Source organism: Streptomyces sp. AC1-42W (assembly GCF_003248355.1).
Lineage (GTDB): Bacteria > Actinomycetota > Actinomycetes > Streptomycetales > Streptomycetaceae > Streptomyces.
In genome coordinates this window covers 2,224,682-2,237,788 of sequence record NZ_QKWY01000002.1, presented here as the reverse complement: position 1 = coordinate 2,237,788, position 13,107 = coordinate 2,224,682, and the positions used below count along the sequence as shown (strand labels likewise).

Below are 13,107 nucleotides of genomic sequence, written 5' to 3'. Positions count from 1 at the left end.
AACCGAGGAGGACGGAGCTAGAAGCCGATGAGCGGAGTTTCAGTGACCAAGGGCGCCGAGGACGCTGCACCCGCGCCCGCCGGCGATCTGGTCGTGCTGAGCAACGTCAACAAGCACTTCGGCGCACTGCATGTGCTCCAGGACATCGACCTGACGATCGCCCGCGGTGAGGTCGTGGTCGTCATCGGGCCGTCCGGGTCCGGGAAGTCCACGCTGTGCCGCACGATCAACCGACTGGAGACGATCGACTCGGGCTCGATCTCGATCGACGGGAAGCCGCTGCCCGAGGAGGGCAAGGAGCTGGCCCGGCTGCGTGCCGACGTCGGCATGGTCTTCCAGTCGTTCAACCTCTTCGCCCACAAGACGGTCCTGGAGAACGTGACGCTCGGCCAGCTGAAGGTCCGCAAGGCGGACAAGAAGGCCGCCGAGGACAAGGCGCGTTCGCTGCTCGACCGGGTGGGCGTCGGCACCCAGGCCGACAAGTACCCCTCCCAGCTGTCCGGCGGCCAGCAGCAGCGCGTGGCGATCGCGCGGGCCCTGGCCATGGACCCGAAGGTCATGCTCTTCGACGAGCCGACCTCGGCGCTCGACCCGGAGATGATCAACGAGGTGCTGGAGGTCATGCAGCAGCTCGCCCGCGAGGGCATGACGATGGTCGTCGTCACGCACGAGATGGGCTTCGCCCGCTCCGCGGCCAACCGGGTCGTCTTCATGGCGGACGGAAAGATCGTCGAAGAGGCCACACCCGACCAGTTCTTCAGCAACCCGCGCAGCGACCGGGCCAAGGACTTCCTTTCGAAGATCCTTCACCACTGATGGAGCCTTCAGCACCGGGCTTCCGTATCTGCTGATCACTCACATCGCGTCAACCCCAGGGGAATCTCATCATGCAGCTTCGTAAGGTCACCGCCGCCTCGGCCGCCGTGCTCGCTCTCGCCCTCACCGCCACCGCCTGCGGCTCCGACGACAAGGACGACGCGGCCGGCTCCGGCGACGGCAAGAAGATCACCATCGGCATCAAGATCGACCAGCCCGGTATCGGCCTGAAGACGCCGGACGGCAAGTACACCGGCTTCGACGTCGATGTCGCGCGGTACGTCGCCAAGGAACTCGGCTACTCCGCGGACAACATCGAGTTCAAGGAGACGAAGAGTGCCGACCGCGAGACGGCGATCTCGCGCGGTGACGTCAAGTTCATCGTCGCCTCCTACTCGATCAACGACGAGCGTCTGACGAAGGTCGACTTCGCCGGCCCGTACCTCCTCGCTCACCAGGACATCCTGGTCCGCGCGGACGACGACTCGATCAAGAAGCCCGAGGACCTCAACGACAAGAAGCTCTGCTCGGTCACCGGCTCGACGTCGGCGCAGAACGTCAAGAAGGACCTGGCCCCGAAGGCCCAGCTCCAGGAGTACGGCGGCTACTCCGAGTGCCTGACCGGCCTGGAGAACGGCGCCGTCGACGCGCTGACCACGGACGACAGCATCCTGGCCGGTTACGCCTCGCAGGACGTCAACAAGGGCAAGTTCAAGCTGGCCGGTTTCAAGATGACCAACGAGAACTACGGCATCGGCCTGAAGAAGGGCGACGCCGACCTCAAGAAGAAGGTCAACGACGCGCTGACCAAGATGGTCGAGGACGGCTCCTGGGACAAGGCGGTCGAGGCCAACTTCGGTCCGGCCGGCTACAAGAACGAGCCCGCCCCGAAGATCGGCAACATCGTCAAGTGAAGCGGGGCTGACCGGGCGCGCCGCCGCTGACCGGCGGCGCGCCGCGCCCTCTACACGCGGAAGCGCGGGAGATCGTGTTCGACTTTCTTGATGGTTATGACCTGCTGGGGGCCTTCTGGGTCACGGTGAAACTCACCGTCTTCTCCGCCCTCGGCTCCCTCATATGGGGAACGCTGCTGGCCGGCATGAGGGTCAGCCCGGTCCCCCTGATGCGCGGTTTCGCGACCGCCTACGTGAACGTGGTCCGGAACATTCCGCTGACCGTGGTCATCATGTTCGCCTCGCTCGGTCTGTACTCGACGCTGAGCATCTCCCTCGGCGCCAACGACATCGTGGGCATCAACTTCCGGCTCGCGGTGCTCGCCTTCGTCCTCTACACCGCGTCGTTCGTGTGCGAGGCCCTGCGTTCGGGCATCAACACGGTTCCGGTGGGCCAGGCGGAGGCGGCCCGGGCGCTCGGACTCAGCTTCACCCAGGTGCTGCGGCTGATCGTGCTGCCGCAGGCGTTCCGCTCCGTGGTCAACCCGCTGTCCAACGTGCTCATCGCACTGACGAAGAACACCACCGTCGCGTCGGCGATCGGTGTCGCGGAAGCGTCGTACCTGATGAAGGAAATGGTCGAGAACGAGGCCCAGTTGCTGCTGATCTCCGGCGTCTTCGCCCTCGGCTTCATCGTCCTGACCCTCCCGACCGGCCTCATCCTCGGCTGGGTGGCCAAGAAGGTGGCGGTGAAGCGATGAGTTCCGTTCTCTACGACGCCCAGGGCCCCCGCGCCAAGCGGCGCAACGTCCTGTACACCGCCGTCTTCCTGCTGGCCGCCGCGGCGGTGGTGTGGTGGGTGTACGACGGTCTCGCCGAGAAGCACCAGCTCGACTGGGTCAAGTGGAAGCCGTTCTTCGCCGGTACGCAGGCGTGGGAGACGTTCCTCTGGCCGGGCTTCCAGAACACGATCAAGGCGGCGTTCTACTCGCTGCTCATCGCACTGCCGCTGGGCGCGCTCTTCGGAATCGGGCGGCTCTCGGACCACCGCTGGGTGCGCGTACCGGGCGGTGTGGTCGTGGAGTTCTTCCGCGCCATCCCCGTCCTGCTCCTGATGATCATCGCCAACGCCGCGTACTCCGAGTACGCCGACTTCGACCCCGACACCCGTGTGCTGTACGCCGTGGTGACGGGTCTGGTGCTGTACAACGCCTCGGTGCTCGCCGAGATCGTGCGGGCCGGCATCCTGACACTCCCCCGCGGACAGACCGACGCCGCCAAGGCGATCGGGATGCGCAAGGGCCAGACGATGGTCTTCGTACTGCTGCCGCAGGCGGTGACGGCGATGCTGCCGGCCATCGTCAGCCAGCTCGTGGTGATCGTGAAGGACACCGCGCTCGGTGGCGCCGTGCTCAGCTACCCGGAGCTGCTCTCGTCGATCCGGCCGATGTCCGCGAACTTCGGTTCGAACACCATCGCGTGCTTCACCATCGTCGCGCTGATCTACCTCGCGCTGAACTTCGCCCTGACGTCCTTCGCGAGCTGGCTGGAGCGGTGGCTGCGGCGCGGGAAGAAGAGCACGGGCGCGGTCGTGACCAACGGGCCGGGGGGCGATCTGGAGACGGTCGGTGCGCCGGCGCGCAAGACGGACGGCGGAAGCGCCGCCTGACGAGCCGTCGGAACACGTCCGCGAGGGGCGGTGGCGCAGCTGCCACCGCCCCTCGCCGCGTTCCGGCGTCGCTTGACGCGGGCACCGGCAGTAGGTTGCATACGTTCTGTGATCGCGCACCGAGTCCCCTACGCCGCCGCACCCCCTTCGACCCCCGCGCACCCTCCGCTCCGTTTCACCGGACTCCTGACGGGGGACGCGCCGTGGACCCGGTGATCGTCGTCGGCGCCGGGCCCGTCGGCCTGGCCCTCTCGCTCGCCCTCGCCGCGCAGGGCGTGCCGTCCGTCCTGCTCGACGAGGACCCGGCCAGGAACGAGACCCGCCCCGCCCGCACGGTCGTCCTGCGCGAGGACACCGCCGCCTTCCTGGAACGCCTCGGCTGCAAGACGCCGGCCGACGAGGGGCTGCGCTGGGCCGGCTGGCGGTCCGTGCGGCGCAAGCAGCTGGTGCGCGAGCTGCCGCTCGGCGAGGACCCGGACCCCGGCAGCGGCGCACCGGCCGCCCCCGTCCACGTACCGCAGCACGCGCTGGTACGCGGCCTGCGGGACGCGGTGGCCGCGCAGGAGCTGGTACGCACGGCGGGGCCGAGCCGCATCGACACGCTGGAGCAGGACCCGGCCGGGGTCACCGTGCACACCAGGGAACCCGGTTCGACCTGGTGGCGGGGGAGCTACCTGGCCGGCTGCGACGGCGCCCGGTCCACCGTGCGCAAACTCCTCGACATCAGGTTTCCCGGCCGCACGGCGGTGGAACGGCACGCCGTGGCCGCGCTGCGCGCCGAGCTGCCCCGGCCCGGCGAGGCCGTCCTGCACCGGTCGCCGCCCTGGCGGACGGGCGGCGCCGAGGTGACCGCCAGGCCCCTGCCGGACGACGTGTGGCGGCTGGACTGGCTGCTGCCCGCGCGCGGCGAGCTGGTCACGCCGGACGCCCTGGTCACCAGGGTCCGGGACACCCTGGCCGGCTGGTGCGGCGAGACGCCCCCGTACGAGTTGCTGGACACCGGCGTCTACACGCTCCACCACCGGCTCGCCCGCCGCTGGCGTGTGAAGCGGGCCTTCCTCGCCGGGGACGCCGCCCATCTCCTCGGCGCGCTGGGCACCCAGGGCCTGGACGAGGGGCTGCGCGACGCGGAGAACCTGGCGTGGAAGCTGGCCCTGGCCTGGCACGACGACGCGTCCGACGCGCTCCTCGACAGCTACCAGGCCGAACGCCGGGCCGCCGTGGCCGCCCGGCTGCGCGCCGCCGACCAGTCGCTGCCGATACTGCGCGGCGGCGGGGGCCTGCGGACCCTCGTACCGGGGAGCGCACGGGGGCACGACTCACTGCTCACGGACGGACATCTGGGCTGCGGTCCCCTCGGTGCGCCCCCGTCCTACGCCCTGTCCCCCCTTGCGCCCCCGCGCGCCGAGGCGCACACCGCGGTCGGTACGCCCCCCGGTGCGCCGGTGGCCGATGTACGGGTGATGGCGCCCGACGGCACCGCCGTACGGCTGCGCGAACGGCTGGGGCGCGGGCAGTTGCTGGTGGTGCTCGTGGCGCCGGGGACCGGGGTGTGGGACCGGCGGCACTGGATGCGCGCCGGGGTGATGCCCCGGCTGGCGGAGGCCGTCGAGGCGCTGCCCGCACCGGCCGAGCTGCTGGTGGCCGAGAGCTATCCGGGGGCCTCCGCACACGCGGTGCTGCTGGTCAGGCCGGACGGCCATCTCGTCGAGGCGTTCGGCGGGGTGCGGCCGGCCGAGCTGTTCGCGGCGGCGGACGCGGTGCGCGGCGGCACGGCCCGCACCCCGGTGCGCGACGACCGGACCGCTGACGTCAATTGACCGGAGTCGGTGCGCGTGGTCTACTCCCGATCATGACCGGCACCGATGTGCGCCTGTGGCGGAGGGTCCATATGGACCTGCTCCGCTATGCGGGCTGCGTGTGTCGTCCGTCCTGCTGAATCGCCTTCACCTGCTCCCGCCGTGCGCTGTGCCGTGCGGCGGGGCGTCCGCGCGTACTCTCAGGACGGTCTCCGTGTCTGCCTCTTCGTTCCCCGTCGTTCCCGTGCCCATGCGCACGTCCGCCCCGGCCCCGACCGCGGCGCGTCTGCTCGACTTCGTCCGCCGCGTCGCCGCGGACACCGCACTCGTCGCCTCCCTTCCCCTCGATCCCGAGGGCCGGACCTGGCTCCGGCTCGACGGTCCGGGCGGCAGTGAGGCGTGGCTGATCGGCTGGCCGCCGGGTACCGGCACCGGCTGGCACGACCACGCCGACTCGGTCGGCGCCTTCCTCACCGCCGCCGGCACGCTGCGGGAGCACTCCCTCGCGGCCCGGCTGCCCACCGAGGGCTGGAAGACCCTGGAACTGGCCGCCGACCTCGACCGCAGCCGGGAGCTGACCACCGGCCAGGGCCGGGCCTTCGGCCGCCACCACGTCCACGAGGTGCTGAACGAGTCCGCCACGGAGCACGCCGTCTCCGTCCACGCGTACTACCCGCCGCTGCCGCGCATCCGGCGCTACAGCCGCAGCGGCGCGCTGCTCCGCCTGGAGCAGACCGAGGGGCCGGAGGACTGGCAGTGAGCGGCGACCGGCCCGGGATCGACGAGCTGCTGGAGCGGATCAGATCCGGTTACGTACGGCTCGACCCGCAGGAGGCATGGGCGGCGTTCCGCGCGGGCGCCCTGCTGGTGGACATCCGTTACGCGGAACTGCGGGCGCGGGACGGGCTGATTCCGGGCGCGCTGGTCATCGAGCGCAATGAGCTGGAGTGGCGGCTGGACCCACGGGGAAGCCACCGTGTCCCGGAGGCGGTGGACCACGATCTGCGGGTGGTGGTGATCTGCGACGAGGGCTACGCGTCGAGCCTGGCCGCCGACTCCCTGCACAGGCTCGGTCTGCACCGGGCGACGGATCTGGCGGGCGGCTTCCAGGCATGGCGCGCGGCGGGCCTGCCGGTACGGGGCTGAGCCGAGGGGCCAGCGGGGCCCGGGGGCTGGGGGCCCGGTGAGGGGCGGCTCGTGGGGGCCCGGTGAAAGGGCCGGCTTGGGGCTGCTCGTGAGGGCGGCCCCTCACCGGTCCCCGGTCGTAGATGGGCGTCGCCTCTACCGGAATGCGCCGCGACACACCCGTATGGCATCGCTCCGGCGGCGCGATCCGGCCACCCGACGGACATTCGGCTCACGGCGGGCGCGGGCCTCTCGCACGGCCCCACGGAACCGGCCGCCGCAACGCCGAAGCGCCGTCAGGGCGCCGGACCGCCGCTACGACGGGGAGCACGCACCGATGCCGACCACCGCCCTCACCCCCGACGAACTCGACGCCCAGGCCGCGCGCCTCCACGACACGGACGCCTGGCAGCAGATCATCACCGGCTGGGACCGGACCGCCCCCGAGCCCGCCGACGCCCCCCGGCCCGCCGCCGCCGGCGGCACATCGGGCGCACCCGCCCCCGTCGCCGACTGGCGCGCCCTGCTCTCCGTGCCGGTGGACCGGCTCATCGCCGACACGGTCGGCTCGCTGCCGCCCGCCGCGCCGCGCGAGCGCCCGCTGCCCGGCCGGATCGGGGCGATGCTGCCCGACCGGCTCCACGCGTGGCGGCGCATCGGGCGGTCCGACGTGCCGCCGTCCGTCCATCTCGCCCATGCCCGTCAGATCCTGACCGCGTGGGGCTGGCAGAACACCCCGTACCGGCTGCGCAACGTCCGGGGCGCGCGCTGCATCTGTGGTGCCATGCTCACCGCGCACCGGCTGGGCCACGGCTCGGCGGAGACGGTCGACCGGGCCGGGGCCTGGCTGATCGCCGAGCTTCGCTCGCAGGGCTGGACCGGTCTTATCGGCCCCTGGAACCGCTACCCCGGACGCACCGCGGCGGACGCCCTCGCGCTGATCGACGCCACCATCGGCCGCGCGGCCCGAGCCGGCCAGTAGCCGCAGGCCACGCCCCTGACGCCCTGGCCGCACAGATCCGCGGTCGGCCCCGATCACTCGCCGGCCCCGGTCGGCCCCGATCGCCCCGGTGGTCAGAACGGCTCGTCCAGCCCCTCCGTGTCCTCCCCCTCCTCCTCCAGCGCCCGGCGCACCACGCGCAGGGCCATGCCCTCGCCGTACCCCTTGCGGGCGAGCATGCCCGCGAGGCGGCGCAGCCGCTTGTCCCGGTCCAACCCCCGCGTGGACCGGAGCTTGCGGGCGACGAGCTCCCGCGCGGTCTGCTCCTCCTGCTCCGAATCGAGCTGCCCCACCGCTTCGTCGATCACCGAGGCGGCCACCCCCTTGGTCCGCAGCTCACGGACCAGCGCACGCCGGGCGAGCCCGCGGCCGTGGTGACGGGACTCCACCCAGGCGTCGGCGAAGGCGGCGTCGTCGATCAGCCCGACGTCCTCGAACCGGGACAGCACTTCCTCGGCCGCCTCGTCCGGGATCTCCCGCTTGCGCAGGGCGTCCGCGAGCTGCTTGCGGGTGCGCGGCGTGCCGGTGAGCAGGCGCAGGCAGATGTTGCGCGCCTGCTCGACCGGATCGCGCGGTTCCCCCTTCTCGGCCCTCGACGAGGAGGGGGAACCGCTGTCACTGGGCCGGGAGCGGGAACGGCGTCCCGCTCCGGCACCGGAGGTGGGGGCCGGGCCGGCACCGGCGGTGTCCTCCGGCCACTCCGTACGACGCGTCACGGGGTCAGCTCTTGGCGGCGGCCGCCTTGGCCGGCTTGGTCTTGCTCGCCGCCGTCGCCGGCTTCGCCGCGCTCTCGGCCGGAGCCGCCGTCTCCGCAGCAGCGGCCTCGGCCGCGTCCTCGGGCCGGACCCCGACGCCCAGCTTCACCAGGATCTTCTTCTCGATCTCGTTGGCGAGGTCGGGGTTGTCCTTGAGGAAGTTGCGCGCGTTCTCCTTGCCCTGGCCGAGCTGGTCGCCCTCGTACGTGTACCAGGCACCGGCCTTGCGGACGAAGCCGTGCTCCACGCCCATGTCGATGAGACCGCCCTCACGGCTGATGCCCTGGCCGTAGAGGATGTCGAACTCGGCCTGCTTGAAGGGCGGCGCGACCTTGTTCTTGACGATCTTGACGCGGGTGCGGTTGCCGACCGCGTCGGTGCCGTCCTTGAGCGTCTCGATGCGGCGGATGTCGAGGCGCACCGAGGCGTAGAACTTGAGCGCGCGGCCACCGGTGGTGGTCTCCGGCGAGCCGAACATCACACCGATCTTCTCGCGGAGCTGGTTGATGAAGATCGCGGTGGTCTTGGACTGGTTGAGCGCGCTGGTGATCTTCCGGAGCGCCTGGCTCATCAGACGGGCCTGGAGACCCACGTGCGAGTCGCCCATCTCGCCCTCGATCTCCGCGCGCGGCACCAGGGCGGCGACGGAGTCGATGACGATCAGGTCGAGGGCGCCCGAGCGGACCAGCATGTCCACGATTTCGAGGGCCTGCTCACCGTTGTCCGGCTGGGACAGGATGAGGCTGTCGATGTCGACGCCGAGCTTCTTCGCGTACTCGGGGTCGAGGGCGTGCTCCGCGTCGATGAAGGCCACCGAGCCGCCGAGCCGCTGGGCGTTCGCCACGGCGTGCAGCGTCAGCGTCGTCTTGCCGGAGGACTCCGGTCCGTACACCTCCACCACGCGGCCGCGCGGCAGGCCGCCGACGCCGAGCGCGACGTCGAGCGCGGTGGACCCGGTGGGAATCACCTCGATGGGCTCGTTCGGCCGCTCGCCCAGGCGCATCACCGCGCCCTTGCCGAATTGCCGTTCAATCTGTGCGAGTGCGGCGTCCAGTGCCTTCTCGCGGTCGGTTCCTGCCATGGGTTCCACCCGATTTGCTTGTGTCGATCGCTTCACGTCAAAGACGCTAACCCCTGCCACTGACAATGGGCCTCGACGTCCTCCCGGCCTGTGGACAACTCCACGGCCGGGGTCCGGGAAACCCCGGCCGGAATCCCATGAGAATGGATGTTCGATTTCAGTGTCAAGCGCACCACGCCGCCCCGCCGCGGCCCGGGAACGACCGCTCAGTCGCGCGGCTCCGCAGGTCCGTCCGGCTCCCCGCCCGGACCCGTGCCGGGCTCCGTGCCGTTCTCTCCCGCGAGGGCGGCCCGCATCCGCCGCAGCCGTGACCAGAGCGGTTCTCCGCGCACTCCCGGGCGGCTGCCGTGCACGCGCGGGTCGTCCGTCACGTCGTAGCGCTTCACGTACGCGCCGAGGAACGCCTGGAGCGTGGCCACGGCCGGGATCGCGATCAGCGCGCCCACGGCGCCCATCAGCGCCGTGCCCGCGATGACCGAGCCGAACGCCACGGCGGGGTGGATGTCCACCGTCCTCGCGGTCAGCTTCGGCTGGAGCATGTAGTTCTCGAACTGCTGATACACCACGACGAAGCCCAGCACCCAGAGCGCGTACCAGGGGTCGACGGTGAAGGCGATCAGCATCGGCAGGGCACCGGCGAGGTAGGTGCCGATCGTGGGGATGAACTGGGAGACGAGGCCGACCCAGACCGCGAGCGCCGGGGCGTAGGGCACGCCGAGCGCGGCCAGCAGGATGTAGTGCGCGATGCCGGAGATCAGCGCCATCAGGCCGCGCGAGTAGAGGTAGCCGCCCGTCTTGTCGACCGCGATCTCCCAGGCCCGCAGCACCTCGGCCTGGCGGGCCGGCGGCAGCACCGAGCACAGCCCCCGGCGCAGCCTGGGCCCGTCCGCCGCGAAGTAGAACGAGAACAGGAAGATCGTCAGCAGCCGGAACAGGCCGCCGAGGACCGTCGCCGACACGTCGAGGACACCGGTCGCGCTGTTCTGGACGTACTTCTGCAGCCAGTCGGAGTGCAGCAGGCTGTCCTGGACCTCGACGCGGGAGAGTTCCGTGTGGAAGGTCTGGTTGACCCAGTTGATCACCGAGTCGAGGTACTTCGGGAAGTCCTCGACCATGTCCACGATCTGGCCGGCGAGCATCGAGCCGAGCAGGACGACGAAACCGGCCCCGGCGATCATCACCACGAGGAAGACCAGGAAGGTGGCGAGCCCCCGGCGCATGCCCCGGGCCGACATCCGGCTCACGGCGGGCTCGATGGCGAGCGCCAGGAAGAAGGCGATCAGTACGTTGATCAGCAGGCCGATGAGCTGATCGAAGGCCCAGCTGCCGAGCCGGAAACAGGCGTAGAGCGCGAGGGCGAGGACCATGGCGCGCGGCAGCCACGAGGGCATCCGGGCGGGCCCGGCGCCGGACGGCGGGGCGGGCGGTGCCGGCGGGGTACGGGGCGGCTGGATCTGATCGGTCTCGTCTGTGGGTGCCACGGGGCAAGTCTCGCCTATGTGGGTGACAAACCGTCCCCCGCCCCGGGGCGTCAGCGCTTGTCGGCGGGAACGTCCATCGCGGTGCAGACCCCGCGCCACACGTCCTTCGCCTCCCAGCCCGCGGCCAGCGCCTGGCGCACCGTGCGTCCGCCCAGTTCGGCCATCACGTGGTCGCGGGCGAAGGAGTCCGCGTAGGCCGCGCCGAAGTGGTCCGCCATCCGTTCCCAGAAAATCGTCAACCGCATGCCCTCAGTATCCCGCTCCTGAGAGTGCAGCCGGGCCGCCCCGGCCCTGCTCGGGACGCCCGAGCCCTACGGTCGGTCCCATGGCTGCAACTGGAACAAGTCCCCTCGACCGTGCCGAGCAGTTCATCTGGCTCACGGCCCGGGTCCTCGAACAGCGACGGTTCGCCCATCAATATCTGGCGGGAGGCGCGGACCCCGTGGAGACGGCCCTGTCCGCGTACGCCAACGAGGACGGCGGGTACGGTCACGCGCTCGAACCCGATCTGCGCGGCCCGGTCAGTCAGCCGCTGCACACCGCCCACGCGCTCAGCGTCCTCGACTCCATCGGCCGCTGCGGCGGTCTGCGGGTGGAGCGGATCTGCCGCTATCTGACCGACGTGTCGACCAAGGAGGGCGCCCTGCCCGCACTGCTCCCCTCGCAGCGCGGCTACCCGGCGGCGCCCTTCATCCCGATCATCGACGAGCCGCCGCCCGAACTGCTGGCCACCGGCCCCGTCGTCGGACTGCTGCACCGCAACGCCGTGTGGCATGCCTGGCTCTTCCGGGCGACCGACTTCTGCTGGTCGGCCGTGGACGCCCTGGAGGTCTCGCACCCGTACGAGATCGAGGCGGCGGTCGCCTTCCTGGACGGGGTGCCGGACCGGCCGCGGGCCGAGGCCGCCGCCGAACGGCTGGGGCGGCTGGTGCGCGACCAGCGCCTGGCCGTGCTCGATCCGGAACGGCGTGCGGAGTATCCGGTGGCCGCCGGGTACGCGCCGGGCGAGCAGCACTTCCCGTACGACTACGCCCGTACACCCGAATCGCTCGCCCGGCGGTGGTTCTCCGACGCCGAGATGGAGCGCGCGCTCGACCATCTCGCCGCCGCGCAGGAGGCGGACGGCGGCTGGCCCGTCACCTGGCGGCAGTGGGCCCCCGGTACGGCGCTGGAGGGGCGGCCCCTGGTGACCCTCCGGGCGCTGGAGACCCTGCGGGCCCACGGCCGCGCGCTGGACTGAACCGCGGGGTCATCCCAGCGCGCGCACCCCGGCGGTGACGGCCACGGCCGCGCCCACGACCACCAGGAAGGGGGCGCGCAGGACGAGGGCGAGCGCCGCCGCGGTCAGCCCCGCGCCCCTGGCGTCCAGGGTCAGCTGCTGTCCGTCGCCGAAGGTCTGCTGGGCGGTGAGGGCCGCCAGCAGGGCCACGGGCAGCAGGGCGGCGAGGCGCTGCACGAGCGGGCGTTCCAGGGCTCCGGCCGGGACCAGGAGCCCGAGGAGCTTGGCGAGGTAGCAGCCGACGAAGGTCAGGGCGATGGCGATCCAGACGTTCACCGGCCGTCCTCCGTCCGTGCCGGGGCGGCGTCCGACGCATCGGCCTTCCCCGTTCCGCCGCCCTTCACGCGTCCCATCAGGAACAGGACGACGGGCGCGGCGAGCGCCGACAGCAGTACGGGCACCCCGGCCGGCAGCACCGGCAGCAGGCCCAGGGCGAGCAGGACGGCGAGCGCGGCGGTCACACGCTCCGTCGTGGACTTCAGCATCGGGGCGAGCAGGGCCAGGAAGACGGCCGGGCTCGCCGCGTCGAGCCCCCAGGCGTCGGTGTCGCCGAGCGCCTCGGCCCCCAGGGCGCCCACCAGGGTGGTCAGGTTCCACAGCACGTAGAGGGTGAGCCCGGTGACGGTGAAGCCGATCCGCGCGGCCCGCCGGGTGGGCTGCGGCAGCGTCACGGCGGTCGTCTCGTCGATGACCCACTGGGCGGCGAGCGGGCGCAGGGGGCGCGGCAGGGCGAGCAGCTGGGAGAGACGCAGGCCGTAGAAGGCGTTGCGTACGCCGAGGAAGAAGGCACCGGCGGCCGCGGTGTACGGGTTGCCTCCGGCGGAGAGCGCGCCGACCAGGGCGAACTGGGAGGCGCCGGTGAAGACGAGCAGGCTGAGCGCGCAGGTCTGGAGCAGGCTCAGGCCGGAGCCGGCCGAGGTGACGCCGAAGGCGAAGCCGGAGAGGCCGACGGCTATGCCGACGCCGAGCGCGTCGCGTACGACGGCCGCGTCCGGTTTGGTTCCGGCCGCGACGGTGCTGCCGTCGGCCGGTTCGCCGGTGGTGCGAAGGGGTGCTGTCTGTTCTGCCACGTTCCGCACGCTACCGGGATGGCTCCGGACCGGTCTTGTACGTTCTTGCACGTTCACGCTGGGCGGTACGCCGAATTCCCCGGAAAAACCCTTCTGACCTGCGCGGACAGGTTGTGCGGGCGGTCGGCGGAAATCGCCG

The 13,107-nt window shown here is 71.6% G+C and carries 16 protein-coding genes; 10 read left to right on the top strand and 6 right to left on the bottom strand.

What is annotated here, in order from left to right:
* Positions 1-27: 27 nt before the first annotated feature.
* The 9 genes from DNK56_RS28105 to DNK56_RS28070 all read left to right on the top strand — a co-directional run bounded on the left by DNK56_RS28105 (position 28) and on the right by DNK56_RS28070 (position 7,284).
* On the top strand, positions 28-816 hold the full coding sequence (locus DNK56_RS28105; RefSeq protein WP_111338579.1) for an amino acid ABC transporter ATP-binding protein: 789 nt from the start codon (positions 28-30) through the stop codon (positions 814-816).
* Positions 817-887: 71 nt separating this feature from the next.
* The gene (locus DNK56_RS28100; protein WP_111338578.1) at positions 888-1,730 is read left to right on the top strand and encodes a glutamate ABC transporter substrate-binding protein; all 843 of its coding nucleotides are present in this window, start codon (positions 888-890) and stop codon (positions 1,728-1,730) included.
* Positions 1,731-1,804: 74 nt separating this feature from the next.
* On the top strand, positions 1,805-2,470 hold the full coding sequence (locus DNK56_RS28095) for an amino acid ABC transporter permease (RefSeq protein ID WP_111338577.1): 666 nt from the start codon (positions 1,805-1,807) through the stop codon (positions 2,468-2,470).
* A complete protein-coding gene (locus tag DNK56_RS28090) occupies positions 2,467-3,378 on the top strand; it encodes an amino acid ABC transporter permease (protein ID WP_111338576.1) in 912 nt (303 codons plus the stop codon). The genes DNK56_RS28095 and DNK56_RS28090 overlap by 4 nt, the downstream gene beginning before the upstream one ends.
* 203 nt (positions 3,379-3,581) lie before the next feature.
* The gene (locus tag DNK56_RS28085) at positions 3,582-5,198 is read left to right on the top strand and encodes an FAD-dependent monooxygenase (RefSeq protein WP_111338575.1); all 1,617 of its coding nucleotides are present in this window, start codon (positions 3,582-3,584) and stop codon (positions 5,196-5,198) included.
* Positions 5,199-5,230: 32 nt separating this feature from the next.
* Positions 5,231-5,317 carry a putative leader peptide gene (locus tag DNK56_RS36855; protein ID WP_338116662.1) on the top strand — a complete coding sequence of 29 codons (87 nt, stop codon included), beginning with the start codon at positions 5,231-5,233 and terminating at the stop codon, positions 5,315-5,317.
* A gap of 110 nt (positions 5,318-5,427) precedes the next feature.
* Positions 5,428-5,937: a cysteine dioxygenase gene (locus DNK56_RS28080; protein WP_111338574.1), complete on the top strand. Its 510-nt coding sequence runs from the start codon at positions 5,428-5,430 to the stop codon at positions 5,935-5,937.
* On the top strand, positions 5,934-6,323 hold the full coding sequence (locus DNK56_RS28075; protein WP_111338573.1) for a rhodanese-like domain-containing protein: 390 nt from the start codon (positions 5,934-5,936) through the stop codon (positions 6,321-6,323). The genes DNK56_RS28080 and DNK56_RS28075 overlap by 4 nt, the downstream gene beginning before the upstream one ends.
* Positions 6,324-6,639: 316 nt before the next feature.
* On the top strand, positions 6,640-7,284 hold the full coding sequence (locus DNK56_RS28070) for a DUF6197 family protein (RefSeq protein ID WP_111338572.1): 645 nt from the start codon (positions 6,640-6,642) through the stop codon (positions 7,282-7,284).
* A gap of 92 nt (positions 7,285-7,376) precedes the next feature.
* Here DNK56_RS28070 and recX read toward each other — a convergent pair whose 3' ends face one another.
* The 4 genes from recX to DNK56_RS28050 all read right to left on the bottom strand — a co-directional run bounded on the left by recX (position 7,377) and on the right by DNK56_RS28050 (position 10,864).
* Positions 7,377-8,018, bottom strand: coding sequence for a recombination regulator RecX (gene recX, locus DNK56_RS28065; RefSeq protein ID WP_111338571.1), 642 nt, complete (start codon positions 8,016-8,018; stop codon positions 7,377-7,379).
* 4 nt (positions 8,019-8,022) lie between these two features.
* The gene (gene recA, locus DNK56_RS28060; RefSeq protein WP_111338570.1) at positions 8,023-9,138 is read right to left on the bottom strand and encodes a recombinase RecA; all 1,116 of its coding nucleotides are present in this window, start codon (positions 9,136-9,138) and stop codon (positions 8,023-8,025) included.
* 206 nt (positions 9,139-9,344) lie between these two features.
* Positions 9,345-10,529, bottom strand: a complete 1,185-nt coding sequence (locus tag DNK56_RS28055; RefSeq protein ID WP_111339646.1) for an AI-2E family transporter — start codon at positions 10,527-10,529, stop codon at positions 9,345-9,347.
* Between the two features lie 140 nt (positions 10,530-10,669).
* Positions 10,670-10,864, bottom strand: a complete 195-nt coding sequence (locus DNK56_RS28050) for a DUF3046 domain-containing protein (protein WP_111338569.1) — start codon at positions 10,862-10,864, stop codon at positions 10,670-10,672.
* A gap of 80 nt (positions 10,865-10,944) precedes the next feature.
* Between DNK56_RS28050 and DNK56_RS28045 the strand changes: the two genes are divergently transcribed.
* Positions 10,945-11,859 carry a hypothetical protein gene (locus DNK56_RS28045; RefSeq protein WP_111338568.1) on the top strand — a complete coding sequence of 305 codons (915 nt, stop codon included), beginning with the start codon at positions 10,945-10,947 and terminating at the stop codon, positions 11,857-11,859.
* A 9-nt stretch (positions 11,860-11,868) separates the two neighbouring features.
* On the opposite strand, the gene DNK56_RS28040 is transcribed toward DNK56_RS28045, so the two are convergent.
* Complete coding sequence (locus DNK56_RS28040; protein ID WP_111338567.1) at positions 11,869-12,174, bottom strand: AzlD domain-containing protein; 306 nt, start codon at positions 12,172-12,174, stop codon at positions 11,869-11,871.
* Complete coding sequence (locus tag DNK56_RS28035; protein WP_111339645.1) at positions 12,171-12,968, bottom strand: AzlC family ABC transporter permease; 798 nt, start codon at positions 12,966-12,968, stop codon at positions 12,171-12,173. Before DNK56_RS28035 ends, DNK56_RS28040 begins: the two co-directional genes overlap by 4 nt.
* Positions 12,969-13,107 lie beyond the last annotated feature (139 nt).